Consider the following 23,451-nt stretch of genomic DNA (forward strand, 5'->3'; position numbering starts at 1 on the left):
GGGTTCCGCTGCCGGGCGCAAGGCCCGGCAGCGGAACTCCAAACCGCTAGCGCTTCTGCTTGACGATCTTTTCCTGGTCTACGGCTTCCTCGTCCAAGGCCGAGGTAGCTTCGTTTCCGGCTGCGACCATACGGTCGTCACCTTCACCGAAGAAACCCTGCTTGAACTTGGTGATGAGGCTCTTCATCTCATCAACCGTGGAATCCTCGAGCTTGTTCGTCTCGGCCAGGACGGTCATGACGGACGAGGAGTGGCGTACGTGCTCCAGGAACTCGGTCTCGAAGCGGCGGACGTCCTCAACGGGAACATCATCGAGGTAGCCGTTGGTGCCCATCCAGATGGAGACAACCTGGTCTTCCACCGGGAACGGTGCGTACTGGCCCTGCTTGAGCAGTTCCATCAGGCGTGCACCGCGGGTCAGCTGCTGACGCGAGGCGGCATCCAGGTCCGAGGCGAACATGGCGAATGCCTGCATATCGCGGTACTGGGCCAGTTCCAGCTTCAACGTACCGGAGACCTTCTTCATGGCCTTCTGCTGTGCAGCACCACCGACGCGCGAGACGGAAATACCGACGTCGACGGCGGGGCGCTGGTTGGCGTTGAAGAGGTCCGACTGGAGGAAGATCTGTCCGTCGGTGATGGAGATGACGTTGGTCGGAATGTAGGCCGACACGTCATTTGCCTTGGTTTCGATGATCGGCAGGCCGGTCATCGAGCCGGCGCCGAGCTCGTCAGAGAGCTTGGCGCAACGCTCCAGCAGGCGGGAGTGCAAGTAGAAGACGTCGCCCGGGTAGGCTTCGCGTCCCGGCGGGCGGCGCAGCAGCAGCGACACGGCGCGGTAGGCTTCAGCCTGCTTCGACAGATCATCAAAGATGATCAGGACGTGCTTGCCGCCGTACATCCAGTGCTGGCCGATGGCCGAGCCGGCGTACGGTGCCAGGTACTTGAAGCCGGCGGGGTCGGATGCCGGGGAGGCCACGATCGTGGTGTACTCCATGGCGCCCTGGTCTTCCAGCGTGCGCTTGATTTCAGCGATCGTGGAAGCCTTCTGGCCGATGGCAACGTAGATGCAGCGGACCTGCTTCTGGACGTCGCCGGACTCCCAGTTGGCCTTCTGGTTCAGGATGGTGTCCACCGCGATGGCGGTCTTACCCGTCTTGCGGTCACCGATGATCAGCTGGCGCTGGCCGCGGCCGATCGGGATCATGGCGTCAATTGCCTTGAGGCCGGTCTGAAGCGGTTCGTGAACCGACTTCCGCATGGTAACGCCCGGTGCCTGGAGTTCCAGTGCACGGCGTGCCTCGGCGGCGATCGGTCCCAGGTCATCCATCGGCTCGCCCAGCGGGTCGACAACGCGGCCCAGGAAGGCATCGCCTACGGGTACGGACAGGACTTCACCGGTGCGGTGTACTTCCTGGCCTTCTTCAATACCGGCGAAATCGCCAAGTACTACGACACCGATTTCACGGGTGTCAAGGTTCTGGGCGAGGCCCAGCGTGCCGTCCTCAAACCGAAGCAGCTCATTCGCCATAACGGAGGGCAGGCCCTCCACACGGGCAATGCCGTCGCTGGCGGTTGTTACGCGGCCAACTTCAACGCGCTCTGCGTTTCCGGGTTCGTAGGACGCCGCGAATTCATTCAACGCATTACGGACGTCGTCGGCGTTGATGGTCAATTCGGCCATCTGCAGTCCCTGCTCTCCTATGTTGTGATCATCGTGTACAACCGATGACCGTGATTGGTTCTTCAATGTTCTGAAGGCCCGTGAAGGCCAACGAGGTGGCTAGACAGCGAGCTTGCGGCGAAGTTCGGTCAGGCGCGTGGTCACGGTGGAGTCAACTACTTCATCCCCCACTGTGACACGGATGCCGCCGAGTATCGCCGGGTCCACGTTGACGTTGATCTTCAGCTCGCGGCCATACAGTCCGTTAAGGGAGGACTGCAGACGCTTTTGCTGTTCCTGCGTCAGCGGGCGGCTGGACTGCACTTCTGCAATCCAACGCTGCTGGCGGCCGGCTACCAGTTCCATGAAACGGGCTACCAAGGCTGCGGGACGCAGACCGCGCGGGGCAGTGACTGCCTGCGTGATCAGCACCTTTGCTTCGGCGCCCATGCCCGGAACCAGCTTCTGCGCCAGTACGGACTTTGCGGAAGCGGATGCCTGCGGTTCCTGCAGGGCACGCTGTACCTCGTGGTTGGCTGCAACGGCCTGGTTGAAGCGGAACAAATCGCTTTCCAGTGCTTCAAGGCCGGCAAGGCCGGGACCCTTCTTTTCCGCGACAGCGGAAACAACCGTTGCACCCAGGGTTTCCAGGGCATCGCCGATGTCGCGGGCTGTGCGCCACCGGGACTCCACCAGAGAAGCAACCAGCTGTTCGGCATCGGCCGAAACCTTGCCGCCGACCAGCTTGGAGACCAGGGCTGCCTTGGCAGAGGCTTCACGAGCCGGATCCGTCAGGGCACGCAGCAGGCCAGCGTCGCTGTCCAGCAGGCCCAGAATTCCAAAGAGTTCCTCAGCCAGGGACAGGGTCGCGCCGGGAAGCTTTGCTTCCAGCTTCTCCTGCGCCGCGGCCAGTGACTCGCTCGATATACCTGCCATTACTTGACCGCACCTGCGTTCTGGGATTCCAGGTCGTCAAGGAAACGGTCAACCACACGGCCGGCACGCGCATCGTCTGCGAGGGACTCGCCGACGATCTTGCTGGCCAGTTCGGTGGCGAGGGTTCCCACTTCGCTGCGGAGGGAAACGACAGCTGCCTGGCGCTCCGCTTCGATGGCGACGTGGGACTGTTCCATGATGCGGGCGGATTCGGCGCCTGCCTTGGCCTTCAGGTCAGCAAGGATCTGGGCGCCTTCGGCGCGTGCTTCCTCACGGATCTTGTTGGCCTCGGTGCGGGCGTCGATGAGCTGCTGCTTGTATTCATCCAGGGCGGCGCTGGCTTCAGCCTGTGCGGCTTCGGCCTTCTTGAGTCCGCCTTCGATGGCCTCGGTGCGCTCCGCATACGTCTTCTCGAACATCGGGACGACGAACTTGACGACGATGTACATCAGCACGGCGAAGCCAAGCAGTGTTACGAGGATCTCCCAGATGTTCGGGACCAGTGGATTCGCGCCTTCTTCGGCGGCGAGGATTAGTGCCTCGTTCATTTCAATCCGTCCTATCTACTTGGTTGGAAAATACGCGCTGACGTTAGAGAACGAACGCGAAAACCAGACCAAGGATAGCCAGTGCTTCGGTCAGGGCCAGGCCCAGGAAGGCGATGGGCTGCAGGACGCGCTGGGCTTCCGGCTGGCGGGCAACGCCGTTGATGTAGGCCGCGAAGACCAGGCCCACGCCGATGGCGCCGCCGATGGCGGACAGGCCGTAACCGACGAGGTTGATGTTGCCGTTGATTTCACCAATCATTATGGCTTTGTTCCTTTCAAGATGCCCGAGGGCAGGTTGTATGGTTCAGGGGGTTCCCCGGAGAGGGGAGGTTTAGTGTTCCTCGGCCAGGGAGCCTTGGATGTAGATCGCGGTCAGCAGGGTAAAGACGTAGGCCTGCAGGACCTGGATCAAAACTTCGAACAGGAACATGGCGACGCCGCCTGCCAGGGTCAGCAGACCCAGCGGCTTCAGCAGTCCTTCAGCCTCGAGCAGCAGGAACGAGGTTCCGGCACCCGCCAGCATGATGATCAGGTGGCCCGACAGCATGGTTGCGAAGAGTCGCAGGCTGTGCGTGATCGGGCGGACCAGGAAGGTGGAGATAATTTCGATCACTACCACGAGGGGCAGGATGGCCATCGGCACACCCGACGGAACAGTGGCGAACTTGAAGTAGGCCAGTCCGTGCTTCCGGATACCAACGATGATCCACGTGAAGTAGACAATCGCTGCCAGCGCGTAGGCCGTTCCCACATGTGAGGTGGTCGGCAGCTGGGCCAGCGGGATGGTGCCCCACAGGTTGTTGATCAGGATAAAGAAGAACAGTGCGAACAGCAGCGGGGTAAAGGACCTGAAGTCCTTTTCACCGATGATGTCCCGGCCGATCGAGTTACGGACGAAGTTGTAGCTCCATTCACCCAGGAACTGCAGCCGGCCCGGAACCATCTGGCCCTTGCGGGCTGCGGCTACGAAGAACCAGCCGATGAGGATGACGGAGAGAAGGATGAGCAGCATCTGCTTTCCAAATCCTTCACCACTTTCGGCGCCCCAGGGAAGGATCTCAGGGAGGTGCATATCTTCGAGGGTGGGTGGAACAAATCCCTCTTCATTGGAGGCGGGAAGCGCAAGCGCGATCAACGCGTTTCCTCTCTGCTGTGTCCATCGTTGGGCATATCATTGGCGGACACACGAGAAGTGCGCCCGTTATTTCGGTTTTGTGAAATCAATTCGATTTATCCGTATCCGGCTGTTTTCCGCCCGTAATCGGTCGGTCTGCACCCGAGGCCCGCCTGTGTGCGAAGGCCACATAGTAGCCACTGACCGCACCCAGGACGATACCGGCCGGTAAAATCCAGCGAGTTCCCAGGAGACTATCCAGGCTCCACCCTATCAAACCCAGGGCGATGATTCCCGCCAGCAGATACTGGAGCAGGGCACGCCGCCCCGAGGACGGTGGAGAGAAGGCAGCAGGGCCGGACGGGCGCTGATTCTTAGGCAAGTCCGCCTCCTTCAGGGGTTGTGTCGGCAGCGTCATTGAAGATCAGGTGACGTGTCCGGGAAAAGGCCCGGATTTCGGCAACCTGCCAGAGGACCACGGCACCGACTGCGGTCAGGGCAAACCATTCACGGTGCAGCCAAACAGGCGTTCCGAGCCCGAAAAGAATGACGGCGAACCCCACGACCTTAATCGCATAGGTCACCACGAACATTCCAATCGCACCGGACGGATTACTGCGTCCTACGACATGGCCGACCAAAAGGCTGATTCCGAAGAATGCGGCAATAAGGAACCAGCCCGAAAGGGCACTCGCCGCAGCACCGGCACCGGCGCTGAGAGCGGCCACAACGGCCGCGAGGACCGCTGCGCCACCGGTAACGGCAAGGGCTGTCCTGAGGATCCCCAGCCAGGGGGCCTTCGTGGGCCCGGAGGGGGTCAGGTACCCGCCGGAGCGGGAACCATCTGCGGATCTCATGGCGGAGTCAGTCTTCCTTGCTGGGCCTTCGGGCGTGCGGTGATAAAAGAGCGGCCATCTTAGAGCCGTCAAAGACGCGGGCTACCGCGACCCTTGAATTCTACAGTACATAGAAGTCGCCCCCTGCAGGCCTGCGTTTCCCGCCTAGGCCACGGGACGGCGGGCAAAGAGGCGCGGCGAGGAGAGATAGAAAGCCAGCACTGCAACGGCAAAGAGGACTCCGGCCACCGTCGCCCCGGCACCGGCTCCGGCCGTGAGCAGCCCGGTGGCTCCGACGGCGAGGGTGCAGCCGGTCACGACCAGGGAAACCTGCACATGGCTAAGTCCCGCGTCGGTCAACCGCTGGTACACGTGCTGGCGGTGCGCGGTGTACCACCGCTCGCCCCGGCGGACACGGCGCAGCAGCGTGGAGAAGGTGTCCACAAGATAAACGAGGATCGGGAACAGCAGGTATTCCACGTACACGCCGGCCAGGAACGCGGCGACGGCAATGCCTGCAATGGACGAACCCAGCAGGTAACTGCCCACATCCCCCAGGAACACCTGTCCCCTCCCGAGGTTCCAAGGCAGGAACGCGGCGAACGCCGCGGCCACCACCGCCCCGGTCACAGTCAGCCAGACATGGTCCGAAAGCACTCCGCTGACGGAGTACAGGGCCCCCACCACAAGGCCGTGCAGGCCGGAGATCCCGTTGATGCCGTCCATGAAATTGGCAACGTTAATGTAGGCGGCAATGGCGAGTCCGCCCACGGGAACCCACCACCAGCTCTGTTCCATGGTCCAGGCCAGGCCTGCCGTTCCAGCCAGGCCGATGGCCAGCTGGGTTGCCGCCCGGGTCCGGACTGAAACACCGCGCCAGTCCTCAATCCAGCCCAGCAGCGAGGCAGCGCCGATCACGGCAATCAGGATGGCAAGCACCGAACGGTCCACGGCAACAAGTCCCGTGGCCAAGGCCAGCAGGAGTCCCACCAGCACTCCGGCGGCAGTCGTTACGCCTACCCCCCGGATGACGGCCTTGGTGTGGGAGGACCGCTCGTTCGGGATGTCCAGGACACCCAGCCGGCGAAGCATCGGGATAAAGACGAAGGGCAGCAGCAGGCTCGTCAGGAAGGCCGCTGCAGCGCAGATGGCCAGCAGCATCAGCCAGTCCGCCGTTCGCTGTAGGGCTCCCCGGGATCGTTGGCGGCATCGCCTGGCGTGCCTGGGCTGCGGGTCCCAGGCATGCGCACAATCTCTCCGGCGTCGGTGACGGCTCCGTCCGTGGGCACGCTGGCGGGTTCGATTCCGCAGCGCCGCAGCCAGTCCGCCAGGTCCAGGTCATCGGGATCCAGGACAGCGACCCCGGCATGGGAGATTTTCGGATGAAGGGGACGTGAATCCGTTTCACCGGAGCCGACGAGGATCTCATGCAGCTTTTCGCCCTGGCGCAGTCCGGTGAAGACAATCTCGATGTCCTTGCCGGACATTGCGATCATGCGGCGGGCAACGTCGAGGATCTTCACTGGCTCGCCCATATCCAGGATCATCACCTCTCCCCCGCGGCCGATCGCGCCGGCCTGGATGACCAGCTGGCAGGCCTCCGGGATAGTCATGAAGAAGCGGGTGACCTCGGGATCCGTTACGGTCACCGGCCCGCCCTGGCGGATCTGTTCGCTGAAAAGCGGGAGCATGGAGCCCCGGCTGCCAATCACGTTGCCGAACCGGACGGAGACATACTGTTCTCCGGTGGCGCGGGCCATCCATGCGGTCAGCTTCTCCGCCACGCGCTTGGAATGGCCAAGGACGGTGGTGGGGTTGGCTGCCTTGTCGGTCGAGATGTTGACGAAGTGCCGGACATTCGCCTTACGGGCGGCGGCCAGGACATTCGCGGTGCCGATGACGTTGGTTTTCCAGGCTTCCTGCGGGTACTGCTCCAGCAGGGAGACGTGCTTCAGCGCGGCGGCGTGGAAAACGACGTCGGGACGGCGTTCGCGGAAGATGCGTTCCAGCGCGTCGGGGTCGCGGATGTCGGCCAGCACCGTGTCCGGACCGTCGAGCAGGCCGCGGCCCGTAATGGAGAGCTGGGTCAGCTGCAGGCCGGTCTCGTCCCGGTCCACCATGATCAGCTCCCCGGGGTGGAAAGCCGTGATCTGGCGGCACAGCTCGGAGCCGATGGAGCCGCCGGCACCCGTGACCAGCACCTTCTTCCCGGAAAGGTAACCCGCTACCTCGTCCACGTGGATGTCCACGGGCCGTCGTCCAATGAGGTCTTCGACCGCGACGTCGCGGAAGTCCCCCAGCCCGGCGCCGTCGCCCTTGGCGAGCATGTCCTTGAGCGGAGGAAGGACAAGCACCCGCAGGTCCAGGCCTTCGGCGAGGTCGGAGATTTCCCGCACCTGGCGGGCTTCGATTTGGGCAATGGCCACGATGAGCACGGTGGCGCGGGTGCGGTGCACCAGGTCGGGCAGGTCCACGAGTTTGCCGATGACGGGAACCGTCGCCAGCCGCAGGTGCTTCTTGGCCGGATCGTCGTCGACCAGGCCCACCGGGTAGTACGGGGAGTCCGGATCCTTCATCATCCGGGACACAAGGGAACCGCCCAGGAAACCGGCACCGTAGACGAGGGCGCGCTGCGCTTCCTCGCCCGGGCGTGCCCGGCTCTCCACGTACATCCGCTTGACGTAGCGGATGGCTGCCATAAACAGGCAGGCGAACGGGAAAGCAATCATGCCGGTGCTGCGCGGGATGTCGATCACGAGGCCGAACAAGGCGCTGGCGAGCACCAGGATCGCGGAGACAATCAGGGTCACCACGGCCAGCAGGCGCATTTCGTGGAAACTGCCGAAGCTGTAGCGGCCGCGGTAGAGGGCGAACGAATAGCCCACTATCAGCTGCGTCAGGACCGCCACACCGCAGAAGACGGCAAGCCCGGCCGGGTTGATCTGCTCAACGGTGAGTTCATACCGCAGCACCAGCGCAAGGCAGATGGACACGATCCAGGCCAGGGAGTCCAACATGTACTGCGACCAGAGCCACAGGACAGGCTTTTCCTCTCTGGGAAGGCTGCTGTTGTCCGTAGGTTTTTGCCTCATGGTCCTCAACGGGTAGGTACCCGGCTCTCTTCTCGGTGATGCAAAGAACAAGTGGAAGAATCCGGTGTAATAGACTGGAATCTACTCAGCATACTAACTGCACACCCTCTTCAGTTTCGGTTTAGGCCGATCCACCGGGGTGCCCGAAAGGACCATCTTGCCGGACTCTGTGGCCGTAGCAGCAGTAACCTTCGACCGTCCCGACGACGTCAAGACGCTCCTGGAGGCCCTGGCAGCGCAGAGCGCGGACATTACGTCCGTGGCGCTCGTCGATTCCGGCAAGAGCCCGGTTCAGGATATCGCTGAAAACTCGTCGGCACCGGTCAATTACATTCGGTCCAACACGAATCTCGGCGGTGCCGGTGGATTCTCGCTGGCAATTCTTTCCGCCATGGCCACCGGCGCCGACTGGATCTGGATCATGGACGACGACGCGCATCCCGAAGATCCGGAATGCGCGGCCACCCTGTTGGCGGCTGCCAAGGAACGCGGGCTCGACGTCGTCCTGCCCCTCGTGGTGGCACCCGGCGCGCCGGACACCCTGTCATTCCACTTCCGCCTCGACGGGAAGCTGACCCACGACCGGGCCGAGGTTGCCGCCCGTGGTTTCCTGCCCAATGTGGGGCACTTCTTCAACGGGGCCCTGATCCGGGCCGACGTGTTCTACCGCGTGGGCCTGCCGGACCTTCGGCTGTTCATCCGCGGCGATGAAACCGACTTCATGATCCGGCTTCGGCGCGCCGGAATCGAGTTCGGCACCGTAACCACGGCAGCTTTGACGCATCCCGCCGCGTGGGCCGAGGTCCAGCCCGTGCTCGGTGACCGCCTGCATGTCCTGGTCCCCGAGACACCGTTCAAACAGTTCTACTTCTACCGCAACCGCGGACACCTGACCCGCCGCTACGGACGGGTGAAATCGTTCGTGGCCGACGCCGTGGGGTACCCGCTGCACTTTGCCAGGACCCGGGATCCCAAGGGCCTGCGGAACTGGCTGCGCGCGTACACCGCCGGCATGAGCGGGCGCCGCTTCGGGCCGCCGTCGGACTTCGGGTTCTAACGTGACTGCGTCCCGGGTGCCGACCGAAGCCGCGCTGACCATCGTCATCACCACCTTCAACCGCTCCGGTTACCTCTCCGGGCTGCTGGAGAGCATTAAGGCGCTCGACCCTGCCCCTGCGGCGGTGGTCGTGGTGGACAACGCCAGCACCGACGGGACTCCGCAGATCCTCGAAGCAGCCCGGTCCGGTTTCGCGGTCCCGCTGACGGTCCGGCGGCTGCAGGACAATACCGGCGGGGCCGGCGGCTTTGCCGCCGGGATCGAGACCGCACTGGCCTCCGGCGCACAGTGGCTGTGGCTGATGGACGACGACGTCGAGGTCCTCCCGGGTGCCGTAGCCGCGCTGCGTAAGTGGACCGGCAGTTATGACTGCATCCACGGCCGGCGGTACGACGACGAAGGCGCACCGTTTTTCTGGCAGCACCGGTTTGTCCCCTTCCTGGGCGTTCATCTGCCGGTGCGGGGCAACGTCTTCCGGGATTCCCCGGTCTTCTCCACCAATGTGGGCTGCTTCGAGGGAATGCTGATCAGTGCGGACCAGGTCCGCCGGATCGGGCTGCCGGATGCCCGCTACTTCATCAACGGAGACGATGTCATCTACGGCTGGCTCGCCTCACTGGACCGGCCGGTGGCGTACGTCAACGACTTTGTGCTTCGGAAGGTCCGCGCGCAGCGGCAGATCGACCTCGGCATCCGGCACCTGAACGACTCCAGCGATCTCGGCCGCTTCACCGCGATGCGCAACCGCGGCCACACCGCCCGCTACCTGCAGGTCCACGGCCGCTATCACCGGTACGGATTTGCTCTGGGCACCGTCCTCACGGCGGGCAAGGAACTGCTCCGGCTGGTTGCTGTGGAGCGTACCCTGCACGGTGCCGGCCGGCTCTGGGCCGGCTGGCGGGGCGCCCGGCGCATCCTCCGCGACCGGACCTGGTCCCCGGTGCCCCCGCTGGCCGTGCCGGAGCAGCCGGAACAGCCGGAGAACGGCAAGCCACAGCAATCTCCCCGAAAGCAGCAGGTTTGAGTATCCCGTCCGCCCCGTCGTCTTCCGCAGACTCCATCTCCTCCCCCGACGCTGCTGCCGGTTCCGCCGCGCCAGTGTGGGTGGTCCTCGGAGCCTCCGGCTTCATCGGTTCGGCCATCCACTCGGCCCTGTCAGCGCGTGGCATCAGCGTTCGCCCGGTTCCAGCCCCGCGCCTGCGGGCAGAGGGCACCGACGCCGCCGCCCTGCTCCACCAAGCGGCCGACGCCGAACGGAACCTGTTGGCGGACGCCTTCGCCGGTGCGGAAATAGTCATCAACGCTGCGGGACTGGCCACGCCGGGAGCAACTGACTCCCCCGAACTGCGCGGAGCGAATTCCCTGCTGCCGCTGGTGGCCGCGGACGCTGCGGATGCCGCCGGCGTCCGCAGGTTCGTGCACCTGAGCAGCGCAGCGGTGCAGGGCCACCGGCCGTTCCTGGACGAAAGCCCGCACGTGGAGCCCTTCTCGGCATACTCACGGTCCAAGGCCCTCGGGGAACAGGTCCTTTCCGCCCGGAAGGGCGGCTCCGGCAGCGTTGTCACCGTGCGGGCCACATCGGTTCAGGGTCCGGGGCGTGCGACGACGGCGAAACTGGCCCGGCTCGCTGCCTCGCCGCTGGCGTCCGTGGCTGCACCGGGAACCGCGCCGAGCCCGGTCAGTTCTGTGGATTCCCTGGTTGACTTCGTGCTGCGGGTGGCGTCGCACCAGGGGCCGGTGCCGGCCGTAGTGCTGCAGCCCTGGGAGCAGGCTTCGGTCTCCTCCGTGCTTGAGGCCGCCGGCGGCCGGCGTCCGGCGCACCTGCCTGCCTGGTTCTGCCGGCTGGCACTGCGTGCCGGCTACGCGGTCTCCTCGCTGGCAGGGGAACGGCTCCACGGGCCGCTGCGCCGGGTCGAACTGATGTGGTTCGGCCAACGCCAAGAGCCGGGATGGGCGGAATTGACGGGCAACGTCCCCGAAGCCCGCGTCCAGGACGTCCTGGCGGCGTCCCGCGGCTGACCCCGCCCGGGGCCGGGTCAGCCGCAGGCCTAGTCTTTGCTGGGACTAGTCCTTGCCGGGCCTAGTCTTTGGCCAGGGAAGGTGCGGTACCGGCGCCGGCGGCGGGAGGTTCTTCGCCAATGTCCAGGATCCCCGGAACCGCTTCACGCAGGGCGTCGATGCTGACCGCACCCCGGCGGACCACACGCATTGGCGCGCTGGTGGCATCCACAATGGTGGAGGGCACGCCGTCGCTCCCGGCGACGGGCCGGTGTCCGGCCTCCAGGTAGACCTCGACGGATTCCCCCAGCTGCCCGCGTGCCTGCGCCGCGGTCTGCCCGGCCGGGGAACCCGTCCGGTTAGCCGAGGATACGGCCAGCGGTCCCGTGACCCCCAGCAGATCCAGGGCAACACTGTCATCCGGCATCCGCAGTGCAACGGTTCCCAGGGTGTCCCCCAGGTCCCAGGTCAGGGACGGCTGCGCATGGAAAATCAAGGTCAGTCCGCCCGGCCAGAAGGTACGGGCCAGAATGCGGGCGTCCTCGGAGATGTCCATGGCAAGCCCGTCCATGGTCTGTACCCGTGGGATCAGCACGGGCGGGGGCATGCTCCGGCCGCGTCCCTTGGCGGCGAGCAGGGTAGCCACGCCCTGCGGTGAAAAGGCATCGGCGCCGATCCCGTAGACGGTGTCAGTGGGCAGCACAACACACGCCTTCGCGGCTATTGCCCGCTGGGCCGCCGCCAGGCCCGCGCTGAGTTCCTCGGGGTTACTGCAGTCATAACTGGTGCTCACGGCAATATTCCTTCACTAGTGGATGCCATTGGTCCGGTACGCCGGACAGCCGACGTGGCGCGGGGGCGGTCATTCAGGTCCCGGTGGGAGACGACGTCGGTCCAGGCGGGGTCGGCAGCCAGCAGCCGGGCAATCGCCGGGGCCTGCACTTCGGCGTGTTCCATCACGAAGTACCCGCCCGGCACCAGCAGGCGTGCTGCGGACCGGGCCGCGGCCATTGGTAGTTCCAGCCCGTCCGCTCCCCCGCCGTACAGGGCCATGGCCGGATCATGCTCGGCGGCTTCGGGTTCGTTCGGGACCGCTTCGGCGGGGATATACGGCGGATTGGACACTACAACGTCGAAGCTGGCGTCATGGTCCGCCAGTGCGGTCCTCAGGTCGTCCAGGACCAGCTGGACACCCAGCGGAGCCAGGTTCTGTTCCGCCCAGGCGAAGGCCAGGGGGCTCAGCTCCACGGCGTACACCTCGGCTGCGGGGACCTCGGAAGCCACCGCTGCGGCAATGGCACCGGACCCGGTGCCCAGATCCACGACCTTTGCCGGGCCGGCCCGGCGTGCTGCATCAATAGCCAGCTGCGCCACCGTTTCGGTTTCCGGCCGCGGCACAAAAACACCGGGGCCCACAGCCAGCTCGAGGTAGCGGAAATGTGCTTTGCCGGTCAGGTGCTGCAGCGGTACGCGTGCCGCGCGCTCGGCCACGAGTGCGTTGTATCCTTCCGGCGCCGGAGCATCGGTGAAGGCCAGGGCCCGGATCCGGCCGGCGCTCTCTCCCAGGAGGTGCGCGGCCAGCAGCTCGGCGTCGACGCGCGGCGAAGGAACTCCGGCTGCGGCAAGTTCCGCCGTCGCCCGCCGCAGCGCCTCGGCCAGGGTGGTCCCGTTGCCCGGTTCCACGCCCGTGGCGGTATTAGCTTTCGTCACCGATGGCGTCCAGACGGGCCTGTTCGTCCATTTCGATGGCGGCCTGCACCACTGCCTCAAGCTCGCCGTTCAGGACGGTATCCAGGTTGTAGGCCTTGTAGCCGGTGCGGTGGTCCACAATCCGGTTTTCCGGGTAGTTGTAGGTCCGGATGCGCTCCGAGCGGTCCATAGTGCGGATCTGCGACTTGCGGATGTCGGAGTTCGCGGCGTCGATCTTCTCCTGCTCGTGTGCCAGGATGCGTGAGCGCAGCACACGCATGGCCGCTTCACGGTTCTGCAGCTGGGACTTTTCGTTCTGCATGGCCACCACGATGCCGGTGGGCAGGTGGGTGATGCGTACGGCGGAGTCGGTGGTGTTCACGGACTGTCCACCCGGGCCCGAGGAACGGTAGACGTCGATCTTCAGGTCATTCTGGCTGATCGCGACTTCTTCCGGCTCATCGACTTCGGGCAGGACCAGCACGCCGGCCGCGGAGGTATGGATCCGGCCCTGCGACTCGGTGACGGGAACGCGCTGGACGCGGTGCACGCCGCCCTCGTACTTCAGGCGGGCGTAGACGCCTTCGGCCGGATCGTTGGAGTTGCCCTTGATCGCCATGGCAACGTCCTTGTAGCCGCCCAGGTCCGATTCCGTGGCGGAGATGATTTCCGTACGCCAGCCGCGGTGCTCGGCGTAGCGGGTGTACATACGCAGCAGGTCGCCGGCGAACAGTGCAGCTTCGTCGCCGCCTTCGCCGCCCTTGACCTCGATGATGACGTCGCGGCCGTCGTTGGGGTCGCGCGGAATCAGCAGGCGGCGCAGCTTCTCCTGCGCCTCGTCCAGCTGCTCCTTGAGTACGGGAACCTCAGCGGCGAATTCGGGATCCTCGTCCGCCATTTCGGCGGCGGCGGCGAGGTCATCCTCGAGTCCGTGCCAGCGGTTGTAGGCGTCCACAATCCGGCTCAGTTCGGCGTAGCGCCGCCCCAGCCGGCGGGCCAGGCCCTGGTCCGCGTGCACTGCCGGGTCGGACAGGCGCAGCTGAAGCTCAGCGTGCTCATCCAACAGGCCCTGAATGGACTCAAACATGTTTTAGATTCCTCTTTCGGCTGTGATTACCACAAGCAGTTTATCGGTTCATCTCCGCCCCGCTGTCCGGGGCGTTAACGCACGAGCCGCCCAGGCCCCCTGCCCGCCGGATCGGCGGGAGGAAGCATGAGCGGCTCGTAGGGCAGCTAGTTGTCCTTGGTGCCCAGGGTGGTCTGCTGAACCTGCATCAGGAACTCGACGTTGGACTGCGTCTCCCGGATCTTGCCGGTGAGCAGTTCCAGTGCCTGCTGGGTATCCAGGCCGGAAAGGACCCGGCGCAGCTTCCACATGATCTTGACTTCATCCGGGGAGAGCAGGTTCTCTTCGCGGCGGGTGCCCGACGCGTTGACATCCACGGCCGGGAAGATGCGCTTGTCCGCAAGGTTGCGGGACAGGCGCAGTTCCATGTTGCCGGTGCCCTTGAATTCCTCGAAGATGACCTCGTCCATCTTGGATCCGGTCTCCACCAGGGCCGTAGCCAGGATGGTCAGCGAGCCGCCGTTTTCGATGTTGCGGGCGGCACCGAAGAAGCGCTTCGGCGGGTACAGTGCGGACGAATCCACACCACCGGAAAGGATACGGCCCGACGCCGGAGCGGCCAGGTTGTAGGCACGGCCCAGGCGGGTCATGGAGTCAAGCAGCACCACGACGTCGTTGCCCATTTCCACCAGGCGCTTGGCGCGCTCGATGGCGAGTTCGGCAACGGTGGTGTGGTCATCGGCGGGGCGGTCGAAGGTGGAGGCGATGACCTCACCCTTGACCGTGCGCTGCATGTCCGTGACTTCCTCGGGACGTTCGTCCACGAGGACCATCATGAGGTGGACCTCAGGATTGTTGATCGTGATCGCGTTGGCAATGGCCTGCAGGATCAGGGTCTTGCCGGCCTTCGGCGGGGAAACGATCAGGCCGCGCTGGCCCTTGCCGATCGGAGCCACGAGGTCGATGACACGCGGGCCGATCACCTTGGCGTTGGTTTCCAGGCGCAGACGCTCGGAGGGGTACAGCGGGACCAGCTTGGAGAACTCCACGCGGTCCTTGTTGTCCTCGGCCTGCTTGCCGTTGACGGACGTGAGGCGGACCAGTGCGTTGAACTTCTGGCGCTGGTTGCCGCCCTGGTTCTCACCTTCGCGGGGTGCACGGATTGCGCCGACGACGGCGTCACCCTTGCGCAGGTTGTACTTCTTCACCTGGGCCAGGGAAACGTAGACATCGTTCGGGCCCGGCAGGTAGCCGGAGGTCCGGACGAAGGCGTAGTTTTCCAGGACGTCGAGGATGCCCGCTACGGGCAGCAGGACGTCGTCCTCGGTGACCTCGACGTCGTCGACCTCGGGGTTCTGGTTGCGGTTGCGGCGGCGCTCGTTGCGGTCGCGGAAACGGTCGTTCCGGTCTCCGCGGTCGTTGCGGTCGTTACGGTCGCTGCGGTTACGGTTGCGGCGGTTACGCCCGCGTCCGTTCTCTTCATTGTCATCGCGGTTGTCGCGGTCACGGTTGTTGTCGCGGTCGCGGTTGTTCTCGCGGTTACCGCCGTTGTCGCGGTTGCTGTCGCGGTCGCGGTTGTTCTCGCGGCTGCCGCCGTTGTCACGGTTGTTCTCGCGGTTGTTGTCACGGTCGCGGTTGTTCTCGCGGCTGCCGCCGTTGTCGCGGTTGTTCTCACGGTTGCCGTTGTCGCGGTCAGAGCGGTTACGGCGCTCACGGCGTTCGCCGCGCTCGTCGTCGCCCTGGGTCCGGTTCTCAGCACCGTTAGCCGAAGCGCCGTTGCCGGCAGCTGCGTTGTTGGCAGCACCGTTGTTGGCAGCACCGTTGGCGGAAGCAGCGTTGCCTGCGCTCTCTGCGGGGGCTTCGGCCTGGGCGTTGGTGTCCGTGCCGTTGGAATCGCTGCGGCGGTTGCGGCTGCGGCGGTTGCCGCGCTCGCGCTGGCCCTCTTCGCGGCCATTCTCTTCGCGTGCTTCGCGGTTCCGGGCCGGAGCCTCGGTGTTTTCCGCGGCGGCGGGAGCCGGTGACTCAGCAGCGGCGGTCTCTGCCGGGGCGGAGGTAACGACGCCGTCACTCGCTGCGCGCCGGTTGCGGTTACGGGTACGCGTCGGGCGGGTCGTCTCTGCATCGGCGGACTGTTCCGCCGGGGCTGCAGAAGCCTTCTCGGGGGCACCCTTGGCTGCGTCGTCGCCGGAACCACGGACGGGACGGTCGGCTACGGCGCCGCCGCGCTGGTGGTTGGAGATAGCCGTAACCAGGTCTCCCTTACGCATCCGGGAGCCACCGGTGATGCCGAGCTGGCCGGCAAGCGCCTGGAGCTGCGCGAGCTTAAGGCCTGCAAGGCCTGTGCTCTTGGATGTGTTCTCGCCGGTCGAACCGGCGGATGCTGAATCCACGCCTGCAGTCAGGCTGGTGGTATCTGTCACGAAGGATCCTTCCCCCTCGTCGGGCGGTCCGGCGCAATGCCGGCCGCGGTGATTGGCCCTGGTCCCAAAGATCAGACATTGGGTCAGGGTCCGCCTACTGCCGGCCCGGTGGCCGGAGAGGCGAATCTACTGGGTGCCTTGTTAAGAAGAATCCACGCGGGGTCTGGTCAGCTTCGCTGCCGAACACGCGGCATTCAAGTGGGACACGCCGCTTCTTGGCGCTTCCGTTTGAAGGCTACACCGGAGACTGCGCCTCCGCTGGTGGGCGATTGAATCAACGGAAATCACCGCGAGAGGGGTGTAGTCACACCTGACGGCGGCAAAGTGTTTTCAACGAAAGCCCGGGGCGGCCCTGAAAGGACGGCTACCTGCGGGAGCACAGGAACGGAAAATTACCGCTGGTGCACTTCCACTCTAGCACCATCTCGCTCTACGCCAAGCCGTAGAACACGCCAATTTGCGCCGGTTCCTGCCGCGTTCAGGTGCCCGGTCATGGCCTTCTCCGCTTCCAGCGCTGCAGCGTCTCCGTTGGCGAGGCACATAACCGTAGGGCCCGCCCCGGAAATCACCGCAGCAAACCCCTCTGTCCGCAGAGACTGGAGCAGCCGGGCGCTGGGCAGCATGGCCGGTGCCCGGAAGTCCTGGTGCAGTCCGTCCCATGTGCCTTCGAGCAGCAGGGTTGGATCCACGGTCAAGGCGTGGATCAGCAGTGCTGCCCGTCCGGCATTGGCGGCTGCGGTCCGGTGCGCCACGGTGGCCGGCAGCAGTCCGCGCGCGCTTTCGGTGGACAGCTCGACGGACGGAACGGCAACTACGGGTACGACGTCGGGGTGCACGGCGGCGCGCGCGGAGCGGAAGACGCCGTCGGTCTCCCATGAAATCGCGAGGTCGCCGGCCAGCGCGGGAGCCACGTTATCCGGGTGACCCTCGAGTGCCGAGCAGCTATGCAGGAGGCCTGCGGAGTCAAGCCGCGCGTCCGCAGGCAGCAGCGCGTTGGCTGCCAGCACGCCGGAGACGATTGCCGACGCAGACGACCCCAGTCCGCGGCCATGCGGAATGGCGTTTTCGGCGCTCAGGTGCAATCCCTGGGCCCGGTAGCCCGCGGCCTCCAGGGTGGAGAGCAGGGTGCGGACCACCAGGTGGGAGGAATCCAGCGGAACTTTTCCGGCACCCTCCCCCGCAACCTCCACGAAGATGCCCTCGTCCTCGGACGTCCGCACCCGCACCGTGTCATAGAGCGTCAGCGCAAGGCCCAGGGAATCAAATCCCGGGCCCAGGTTGGCGCTGGTCGCGGGCACAGCCACGCTCACGTCCTGCCCCGGAGCAAGGACCCGGGAAACTATACGGGAGTCGGACCGCGGCCCGCCCGGCAGATCCACCTGCATTGCCGGCCCTACTTGCCGGATCCGGCGGGCTGCGCCGCTTCCAGGCCCAGCGCTGCAGCCACGCTCACGACGTCGAAGTCCACCTTGGTGGGTTCGACGTCGGAGCCGTCCGCGGTGCGCAGCGCCCATTGCGGGTCCTTGAGTCCGTGCCCGGTAACCGTTATGACGATGGTTTTACCCGTCGGGACTTCCCCGGCGGCGTGCTTCTTGAGCAGCCCGGCCACGCCTGCGGCGGAGGCCGGTTCCACGAACACGCCTTCCCGGGACGACAGCCAGCGGTGCGCGTCAAGGATTTCGGTGTCCGTCACGGCCTCGATCAGTCCGCCGGACTCGTCACGGGCGGCAATGGCCTGGTCCCAGGACGCCGGGTTGCCGATCCGGATGGCGGTGGCGATGGTGTCGGGGTCGGTGACCGGATGCCCCTTCACCAGCGGCGACGCGCCCTCGGCCTGGAAACCCCACATGTGCGGGGTCTTGGTGGCCACCGGAGCCAGCTCCTCGCCGGCCACGTTGGTCCAGGGCTTCGCGTATTCGGAATAGCCCTTCCAGTACGCAGTGATGTTTCCGGCGTTGCCGACGGGCAGCAGGTGGTAGTCCGGGGCGTCGCCGAGGTAATCCACCACCTCGAAGGACGCGGTTTTCTGGCCCTCGATGCGCGCCGGGTTCACGGAGTTCACGAGGAACACCGGGTAGGCCTCGGCAAGCTTGCGGGCCACCTCGAGGCAGTTGTCGAAGTTGCCGCGGACCTGGAGCAGCTGGGCGCCGTGGGCAATCGCCTGGCTGAGCTTGCCCATGGAAATCTTGCCGTCCGGCACCAGCACGGCGCAGGTGATGCCCGCCTGCGTGGCGTAGGCGGCGGCGGAGGCACTGGTGTTGCCGGTGGACGCGCAGACCACGGCCTTGGCCCCGGATTCCACGGCGGCGGTCATGGCCATGGTCATGCCCCGGTCCTTGAAGGAGCCGGTGGGGTTCATGCCTTCGACCTTGAGATAGACCTCGGAGCCGGTCAGCTCGGACAGTGCCTTGGCACGGACCAGCGGCGTGCCGCCTTCACCGAGGGTAATGACCTCGGTGCTGTCGGTGACCGGGAGACGGTCGGCGTACTCGCGGATAACGCCGCGCCATTGGTGAGCCACGGCTCAGACTCCTTCTACCCGCAGGACGGATTGGACTGAATTGATGACGTCGAGGCCCTTGATGGCCTCAACGGTGGCCGCCAGGGCGGCCTCGGGGGCACGGTGGGTCACGAAGCGCAGCTCGGCGCTGGCTCCGGCCCCGTGGATGGTCTGGCGCATGGTTTCGATGGAGACGCCGTGCTCAGAGAACACACGGGCAACAGCGGCCAGCACGCCGGGCTGGTCGGCCACGTCCAGGCCGATCGAGTAGCTGGTGGTGACCTGTTCCAGCGGCAGGGCCGGCAGGGAGCCGGTTGGCCGGCCGCCCGGAACCGGGCCGCCCAGCACCAGCCGGCGGGCGGCGGTGACGACGTCGCCCATCACGGCGGACGCGGTGGGTGCGCCGCCGGCGCCCTGGCCGTAGAACATCAGTTCGCCGGCGTTCTCGGCCTCGACGAAAACTGCGTTGAAGGCACCGTGCACGGCGGCCAGGGGATGCCGGCGCGGCAGCAGGGTGGGATGCACCCGTACACTGACGCCCTCGGTTCCATCAGCGTCCGGGAATTTCTCCGCGATGGCCAGCAGCTTGATCACGAAGCCCGCGTCCTGTGCGGCTTTGATGTCTTCGGCCGTGACGGAGCTGATGCCTTCGCAGGAAACCGCCGAGAGGTCGAACCCGGTGTGGAACGCCAGGGACGCGAGGATGGCACCCTTGGCTGCGGCGTCGTGCCCTTCGACGTCGGCCGTGGGGTCCGCTTCGGCGTAGCCGAGGCGCTGGGCCTCGGCGAGGGCGTCCGCGAACTGGGCCCCGGTCGAATCCATGGCATCGAGGATGTAGTTGGTGGTGCCGTTGACGATGCCCATGACCTTGGTGATCCGGTCCCCGGCCAGGCTGTCCCGGATGGGGCGCAGGATCGGGATGGCGCCGGCCACGGCTGCCTCGTAGGACAGCTGGACACCGGCGGCGTCGGCCTTCTCGTAGAGCGCTGCGCCGTCTGCTGCGAGCAGGGCCTTGTTGCCGGTGACCACGGCCGCGCCCGAGCCGAGGGCGTGCAGGATCAGGCTGCGGGCCGGTTCGATGCCGCCCATCAGCTCGATCACGATGTCCGCACCCTCCACGAGGGCTTCGGCGTCGGTGGTGAACAGTTCCCGCGGCAGGTCCACGTCGCGGGGTGCGTCGAGGTTGCGCACCGCGATGCCGGCCAGGTCCAGCCGGGCGCCGAGGCGCGCGGTGAGGTCGTCTGCGTCGTCGAGGAGGATCCGGGCGACCTGCGAACCCACGTTTCCGCATCCCAACAGGGCTACTTTCAGGGTCTTCATGTGCTGTGCCAACTCCTTGCAGAGGTTAGGAAACGTCGCGTGCCAACAGGTCGTCTTCGGTTTCGCCGCGGACTATCAGCCGTGCGGCTCCGTCCCGCACGGCGACAACGGGCGGGCGGGCCAGGTAGTTGTAGTTGCTGGACAGGACCCAGCAGTAGGCGCCCGTTCCGGGGACGGCGAGCAGATCCGAAGCGGTAACGTCACCGGGAAGGTAGGCGTCCCTCACCACTATGTCGCCGCTTTCGCAGTGTTTGCCAACGACGCGCGAAATAACCGCGTCATCTTCGGACGTACGTGAGGCCAAAACCGCCGAGTAGTCGGCCCCGTACAGCACGGGCCGGGCGTTGTCGCTCATGCCGCCGTCCACACTGACGTAGCGCCGCGGCGAGGTGCCGCCGTCGGGTGTGTCCACCCGGACCGTCTTGGTGGTGCCGGCGCGGTAGAGCGTAAAGGTGCTCGGGCCCACGATGGCACGTCCGGGTTCGATGGAGATCCGCGGCACGGCAAGGCCCAGCTCGGTGCAGGTGCTGCCGACGACGGCGGCCATCGCGTTGGCGATCTCGGCCGGCGGGCGCGGGGCGTCGGCTTCGGTGTATGCGATGCCGTAGCCGCCGCCCAGGTCCAGTTCGGCCAGTTCGACGCCGTAGGACTGCTTCACTTCGGCCAGGAAACCGAGCAGCCGCCGGGCCGCGAGTTCAAAGCCGGCGGACTCGAAGATCTGCGAGCCGATGTGGCAGTGCACGCCCACCAGGTTCACGCCGTCGTGCTTGAGTGCCTTCTCCACGGCGGCCATGGCCGGGGAAACGCCGTCCAGGTCCGGATCGGGCAGCATCGAGAGGCCGAATTTCTGGTCCTCATGCGCTGTGGCGATGAACTCGTGCGTGGAGGCGTGCACACCCGGGGTCAGCCGCAGCATCACGTTGGCGCGTTCCCCCCGGGAGGACGCGAGGTCCCCCAGCAGTTCAAGCTCTCCGAGGCTGTCCACCACGATCCGGCCCAGCTCCATGTCCAAGGCGCGGGTCATTTCGGCGAGGGACTTGTTGTTGCCGTGCAGTCCGAGCTGGCTGCCGTGCAGACCCGCGCGCCGGGCCACTGCCAGCTCTCCGCCGGAGCAGGTGTCCAGCCGCAGTCCCTCGGAGGAGACCCAGCGGGCCACTTCGGTGCAGAGGAAGGACTTGCCGGCGTAGTAGACATCCACTCCCCCGCACAAGCCCGCAAAGGCGGCGTCGAAGGAGTCCTTGAAGTCGCGGGCACGTGCCCGGAAATCCGCCTCGGACATCACGAACACCGGGGTGCCGAATTCCTCGGCAATCCGGGACACGGGGATGCCGGAGATTTCCAGCTCCCCGCCGGCGCCGCGCGCCACGTCCTGCGCCCACATCTGCGGACGCAGGGCGTTGGTGTCCTCGGGATGGCTCAGCCACTGCGGAGCCAGGGGTGAAGCGGTCATGATTTACATCCGTTCGGGCGCGGAAACTCCCAGGAGGCCCAGGCCGTTGGCCAGGACCTGGCGTGCGGCAAGGTTCAGCCACAGGCGGGTGCGGTTGGTGTCGGTGATTTCCTCATCGCCCTGGGGTGCGATGCGGCAGGCGTCGTACCAGCGGTGGTACGTGCCGGCGATGACCTCCAGGTGGCGGGCCACGCGGTGCGGTTCGCGGAAGGCGCTGGCCTGCGCGACGATGCCGGGGTACTGCCCGAGCGCTGCCAGCAGTGCGCTTTCGGTGGGGTGGACAAGCAGCGAGGCGTCGAACACGGAATCGTCGACGCCGGCCGCCTCGGCGTTGCGGGCCAGGGCGTAGGTGCGGGCATGGGCGTACTGGACATAGAACACGGGGTTCTCGTTGCTGCGCTTGGTCAGCAGGTCCAGGTCAACGTCGATGTTGGAATCGGCGGAGAAGCGGGCCAGCGTGTAGCGCGCGGCGTCCACGCCTACGGCATCGACGAGGTCTTCGAGGGTGACCACCGTGCCGGCACGCTTGGACATACGCACGGGCTTGCCGTCCTTGACCAGGTTCACCATCTGGCCGATCAGCACCTCCACGCACTCCGGGTCGTGGCCCAGGGCTGCGGCGGCGGCCTTCAGGCGGGCGACGTAGCCGTGGTGGTCAGCGCCGAGCATGTAGACGTTCAGGTCGAAGCCACGTTCGCGCTTGTTGTGGATGTAGGCAATGTCGCCGGCGATGTAGGCGGCGTTGCCGTCCGACTTGATGACCACACGGTCCTTGTCGTCGCCGAACGCGGTGGAGTTCAGCCACCAGGCGCCGTCCTTCTCGTACAGGTTCTCGGAGCCCTTGAGCTGCTCCAGCAGCTTGGCGACCTGGCCGTTTTCGTGCAGCGAATCCTCGTGGAAGAAAACGTCGAAGTCCACGCCGAAGTTGTGCAGGGATTCCTTGATGTCACCGAACATGAAGTCGACGCCCACGGCGCGGAAGCGTTCCTGCGCCTCGGCGTCGGGCAGCTCGGTGATGTTCGGCTCGGCGGCCAGGACGCGGTTGGCGATGTCGACGATGTATTCGCCGGCGTAGCCGTCTTCCGGAGCAGGCTCGCCCTTGGCCGAGGCGAGCAGGGAGCGGGCGAAGCGGTCGATCTGCGCGCCGTGGTCATTGAAGTAGTACTCGCGGGTGACCTCCGCGCCCTGGGACTGGAAGACCCGGGCGAGGGCATCGCCGACGGCGGCCCAGCGGGTGCCGCCGAGGTGGATGGGGCCGGTGGGGTTGGCGGAGACGAACTCCAGGTTGATCCGGGTGCCCTTGAGGATTTCCGAGGTGCCGTAGGCGGGTCCGGCGTCAACGATTGTCTTGACGAGTTCTCCGGCGGCACCGGCGTCGAGGGTGATGTTCAGGAAGCCCGGGCCGGCAATGTCGACCTTCGCAACGCCGGCAATCTTTTCCAGCCGGCCCTTGAGGATCTCGGCGAACTGGCGGGGGTTCATACCGGCCTGCTTGGAGAGCTGCAGGGCAATGTTGGTGGCCCAGTCACCGTGGTCCCGGTTCTTCGGACGCTCCACGCGCACCTCCCCGGGCAGCTCGACGCTGAAGTCACCGGCAGCGATGGCGTCTTGGAGGCAGGCAGTTACGGCGGAGGAAAGTTCTTCAGGAGTCACCGGTTAAGCATAGCGGGGTGCGGCACGGGTCCCGTTGTCTATGACAGGCCTTACGCTTTGCGGACACCACCACGGTTTTAATGATGCGATGTAATGAATAGGGTGCCGC

At 65.8% G+C, this 23,451-nt stretch carries 20 protein-coding genes; 3 read left to right on the forward strand and 17 right to left on the reverse strand.

The window, feature by feature from the left end:
- Window positions 1-46: 46 nt before the first annotated feature.
- The 8 genes from atpA to QNO10_RS09855 form a co-directional block, all read right to left on the reverse strand.
- On the reverse strand, window positions 47-1,684 hold the full coding sequence (gene atpA, locus QNO10_RS09820; RefSeq protein ID WP_229950690.1) for a F0F1 ATP synthase subunit alpha: 1,638 nt from the start codon (window positions 1,682-1,684) through the stop codon (window positions 47-49).
- 99 nt (window positions 1,685-1,783) lie between these two features.
- Complete coding sequence (locus QNO10_RS09825) at window positions 1,784-2,599, reverse strand: F0F1 ATP synthase subunit delta (protein ID WP_229950688.1); 816 nt, start codon at window positions 2,597-2,599, stop codon at window positions 1,784-1,786.
- A complete protein-coding gene (locus tag QNO10_RS09830) occupies window positions 2,599-3,147 on the reverse strand; it encodes a F0F1 ATP synthase subunit B (protein WP_229950686.1) in 549 nt (182 codons plus the stop codon). The genes QNO10_RS09825 and QNO10_RS09830 overlap by 1 nt, the downstream gene beginning before the upstream one ends.
- 43 nt (window positions 3,148-3,190) lie before the next feature.
- Window positions 3,191-3,406, reverse strand: coding sequence for an ATP synthase F0 subunit C (atpE, locus tag QNO10_RS09835; protein ID WP_191807777.1), 216 nt, complete (start codon window positions 3,404-3,406; stop codon window positions 3,191-3,193).
- 72 nt (window positions 3,407-3,478) lie between these two features.
- Window positions 3,479-4,282: a F0F1 ATP synthase subunit A gene (atpB, locus tag QNO10_RS09840; protein WP_229950684.1), complete on the reverse strand. Its 804-nt coding sequence runs from the start codon at window positions 4,280-4,282 to the stop codon at window positions 3,479-3,481.
- 353 nt (window positions 4,283-4,635) lie between these two features.
- Window positions 4,636-5,118, reverse strand: a complete 483-nt coding sequence (locus QNO10_RS09845; RefSeq protein ID WP_229950681.1) for a hypothetical protein — start codon at window positions 5,116-5,118, stop codon at window positions 4,636-4,638.
- A 144-nt stretch (window positions 5,119-5,262) separates the two neighbouring features.
- Window positions 5,263-6,258 carry an MraY family glycosyltransferase gene (locus tag QNO10_RS09850; RefSeq protein ID WP_229950679.1) on the reverse strand — a complete coding sequence of 332 codons (996 nt, stop codon included), beginning with the start codon at window positions 6,256-6,258 and terminating at the stop codon, window positions 5,263-5,265.
- Window positions 6,258-8,189 (reverse strand): polysaccharide biosynthesis protein, encoded by a 1,932-nt coding sequence (locus tag QNO10_RS09855; RefSeq protein WP_229950676.1) that lies wholly within the window; start codon window positions 8,187-8,189, stop codon window positions 6,258-6,260. Before QNO10_RS09855 ends, QNO10_RS09850 begins: the two co-directional genes overlap by 1 nt.
- Window positions 8,190-8,346: 157 nt before the next feature.
- Between QNO10_RS09855 and QNO10_RS09860 the strand changes: the two genes are divergently transcribed.
- The 3 genes from QNO10_RS09860 to QNO10_RS09870 are packed head-to-tail and all read left to right on the forward strand — an operon-like array spanning window position 8,347 to window position 11,265.
- A complete protein-coding gene (locus tag QNO10_RS09860) occupies window positions 8,347-9,246 on the forward strand; it encodes a glycosyltransferase (protein WP_229950673.1) in 900 nt (299 codons plus the stop codon).
- A 1-nt stretch (window position 9,247) separates the two neighbouring features.
- Window positions 9,248-10,270: a glycosyltransferase gene (locus QNO10_RS09865; RefSeq protein WP_229950672.1), complete on the forward strand. Its 1,023-nt coding sequence runs from the start codon at window positions 9,248-9,250 to the stop codon at window positions 10,268-10,270.
- Entirely contained in the window at window positions 10,267-11,265 is a 999-nt protein-coding gene (locus QNO10_RS09870) for an NAD-dependent epimerase/dehydratase family protein (RefSeq protein WP_229950671.1), read from the forward strand. Before QNO10_RS09865 ends, QNO10_RS09870 begins: the two co-directional genes overlap by 4 nt.
- Window positions 11,266-11,326: 61 nt before the next feature.
- Here the strand turns inward: QNO10_RS09870 and QNO10_RS09875 are convergent, their stop codons facing one another.
- The 9 genes from QNO10_RS09875 to argS all read right to left on the reverse strand — a co-directional run bounded on the left by QNO10_RS09875 (window position 11,327) and on the right by argS (window position 23,342).
- Window positions 11,327-12,037 carry an L-threonylcarbamoyladenylate synthase gene (locus QNO10_RS09875; protein WP_229950670.1) on the reverse strand — a complete coding sequence of 237 codons (711 nt, stop codon included), beginning with the start codon at window positions 12,035-12,037 and terminating at the stop codon, window positions 11,327-11,329.
- The gene (gene prmC / locus QNO10_RS09880; protein ID WP_229950668.1) at window positions 12,034-12,954 is read right to left on the reverse strand and encodes a peptide chain release factor N(5)-glutamine methyltransferase; all 921 of its coding nucleotides are present in this window, start codon (window positions 12,952-12,954) and stop codon (window positions 12,034-12,036) included. The genes QNO10_RS09875 and prmC overlap by 4 nt, the downstream gene beginning before the upstream one ends.
- On the reverse strand, window positions 12,941-14,020 hold the full coding sequence (gene prfA, locus QNO10_RS09885) for a peptide chain release factor 1 (protein ID WP_229950666.1): 1,080 nt from the start codon (window positions 14,018-14,020) through the stop codon (window positions 12,941-12,943). The genes prmC and prfA overlap by 14 nt, the downstream gene beginning before the upstream one ends.
- Before the next feature lie 146 nt (window positions 14,021-14,166).
- Complete coding sequence (rho, locus tag QNO10_RS09890) at window positions 14,167-16,419, reverse strand: transcription termination factor Rho (protein ID WP_229950664.1); 2,253 nt, start codon at window positions 16,417-16,419, stop codon at window positions 14,167-14,169.
- Between the two features lie 392 nt (window positions 16,420-16,811).
- Window positions 16,812-17,804 (reverse strand): homoserine kinase, encoded by a 993-nt coding sequence (gene thrB / locus QNO10_RS09895; protein WP_229950662.1) that lies wholly within the window; start codon window positions 17,802-17,804, stop codon window positions 16,812-16,814.
- 8 nt (window positions 17,805-17,812) lie between these two features.
- Window positions 17,813-18,940 (reverse strand): threonine synthase, encoded by a 1,128-nt coding sequence (thrC, locus tag QNO10_RS09900; protein WP_229950659.1) that lies wholly within the window; start codon window positions 18,938-18,940, stop codon window positions 17,813-17,815.
- Window positions 18,941-18,943: 3 nt separating this feature from the next.
- A complete protein-coding gene (locus QNO10_RS09905) occupies window positions 18,944-20,239 on the reverse strand; it encodes a homoserine dehydrogenase (RefSeq protein ID WP_229950656.1) in 1,296 nt (431 codons plus the stop codon).
- Between the two features lie 25 nt (window positions 20,240-20,264).
- Window positions 20,265-21,689: a diaminopimelate decarboxylase gene (gene lysA / locus QNO10_RS09910; protein ID WP_229950652.1), complete on the reverse strand. Its 1,425-nt coding sequence runs from the start codon at window positions 21,687-21,689 to the stop codon at window positions 20,265-20,267.
- Between the two features lie 3 nt (window positions 21,690-21,692).
- The gene (gene argS, locus QNO10_RS09915) at window positions 21,693-23,342 is read right to left on the reverse strand and encodes an arginine--tRNA ligase (RefSeq protein ID WP_229950650.1); all 1,650 of its coding nucleotides are present in this window, start codon (window positions 23,340-23,342) and stop codon (window positions 21,693-21,695) included.
- Window positions 23,343-23,451 lie beyond the last annotated feature (109 nt).

Source organism: Arthrobacter sp. zg-Y919, assembly GCF_030142045.1.
Classification (GTDB): Bacteria; Actinomycetota; Actinomycetes; order Actinomycetales; family Micrococcaceae; genus Arthrobacter_B.

Coding starts and splice junctions, on each gene's coding strand:
- atpE (WP_191807777.1), bottom strand. CDS start 3,406: ATGATTGGTGAAATCAACGGCAACATCAACCTCGTCGGTTACGGCCTG.
- QNO10_RS09850 (WP_229950679.1), bottom strand. CDS start 6,258: ATGCTGCTGGCCATCTGCGCTGCAGCGGCCTTCCTGACGAGCCTGCTG.
- prfA (WP_229950666.1), bottom strand. CDS start 14,020: ATGTTTGAGTCCATTCAGGGCCTGTTGGATGAGCACGCTGAGCTTCAG.
- QNO10_RS09905 (WP_229950656.1), bottom strand. CDS start 20,239: ATGAAGACCCTGAAAGTAGCCCTGTTGGGATGCGGAAACGTGGGTTCG.
- lysA (WP_229950652.1), bottom strand. CDS start 21,689: ATGACCGCTTCACCCCTGGCTCCGCAGTGGCTGAGCCATCCCGAGGAC.
- QNO10_RS09830 (WP_229950686.1), bottom strand. CDS start 3,147: ATGAACGAGGCACTAATCCTCGCCGCCGAAGAAGGCGCGAATCCACTG.
- QNO10_RS09825 (WP_229950688.1), bottom strand. CDS start 2,599: ATGGCAGGTATATCGAGCGAGTCACTGGCCGCGGCGCAGGAGAAGCTG.
- QNO10_RS09845 (WP_229950681.1), bottom strand. CDS start 5,118: ATGAGATCCGCAGATGGTTCCCGCTCCGGCGGGTACCTGACCCCCTCC.
- QNO10_RS09855 (WP_229950676.1), bottom strand. CDS start 8,189: ATGAGGCAAAAACCTACGGACAACAGCAGCCTTCCCAGAGAGGAAAAG.
- atpA (WP_229950690.1), bottom strand. CDS start 1,684: ATGGCCGAATTGACCATCAACGCCGACGACGTCCGTAATGCGTTGAAT.
- thrB (WP_229950662.1), bottom strand. CDS start 17,804: ATGCAGGTGGATCTGCCGGGCGGGCCGCGGTCCGACTCCCGTATAGTT.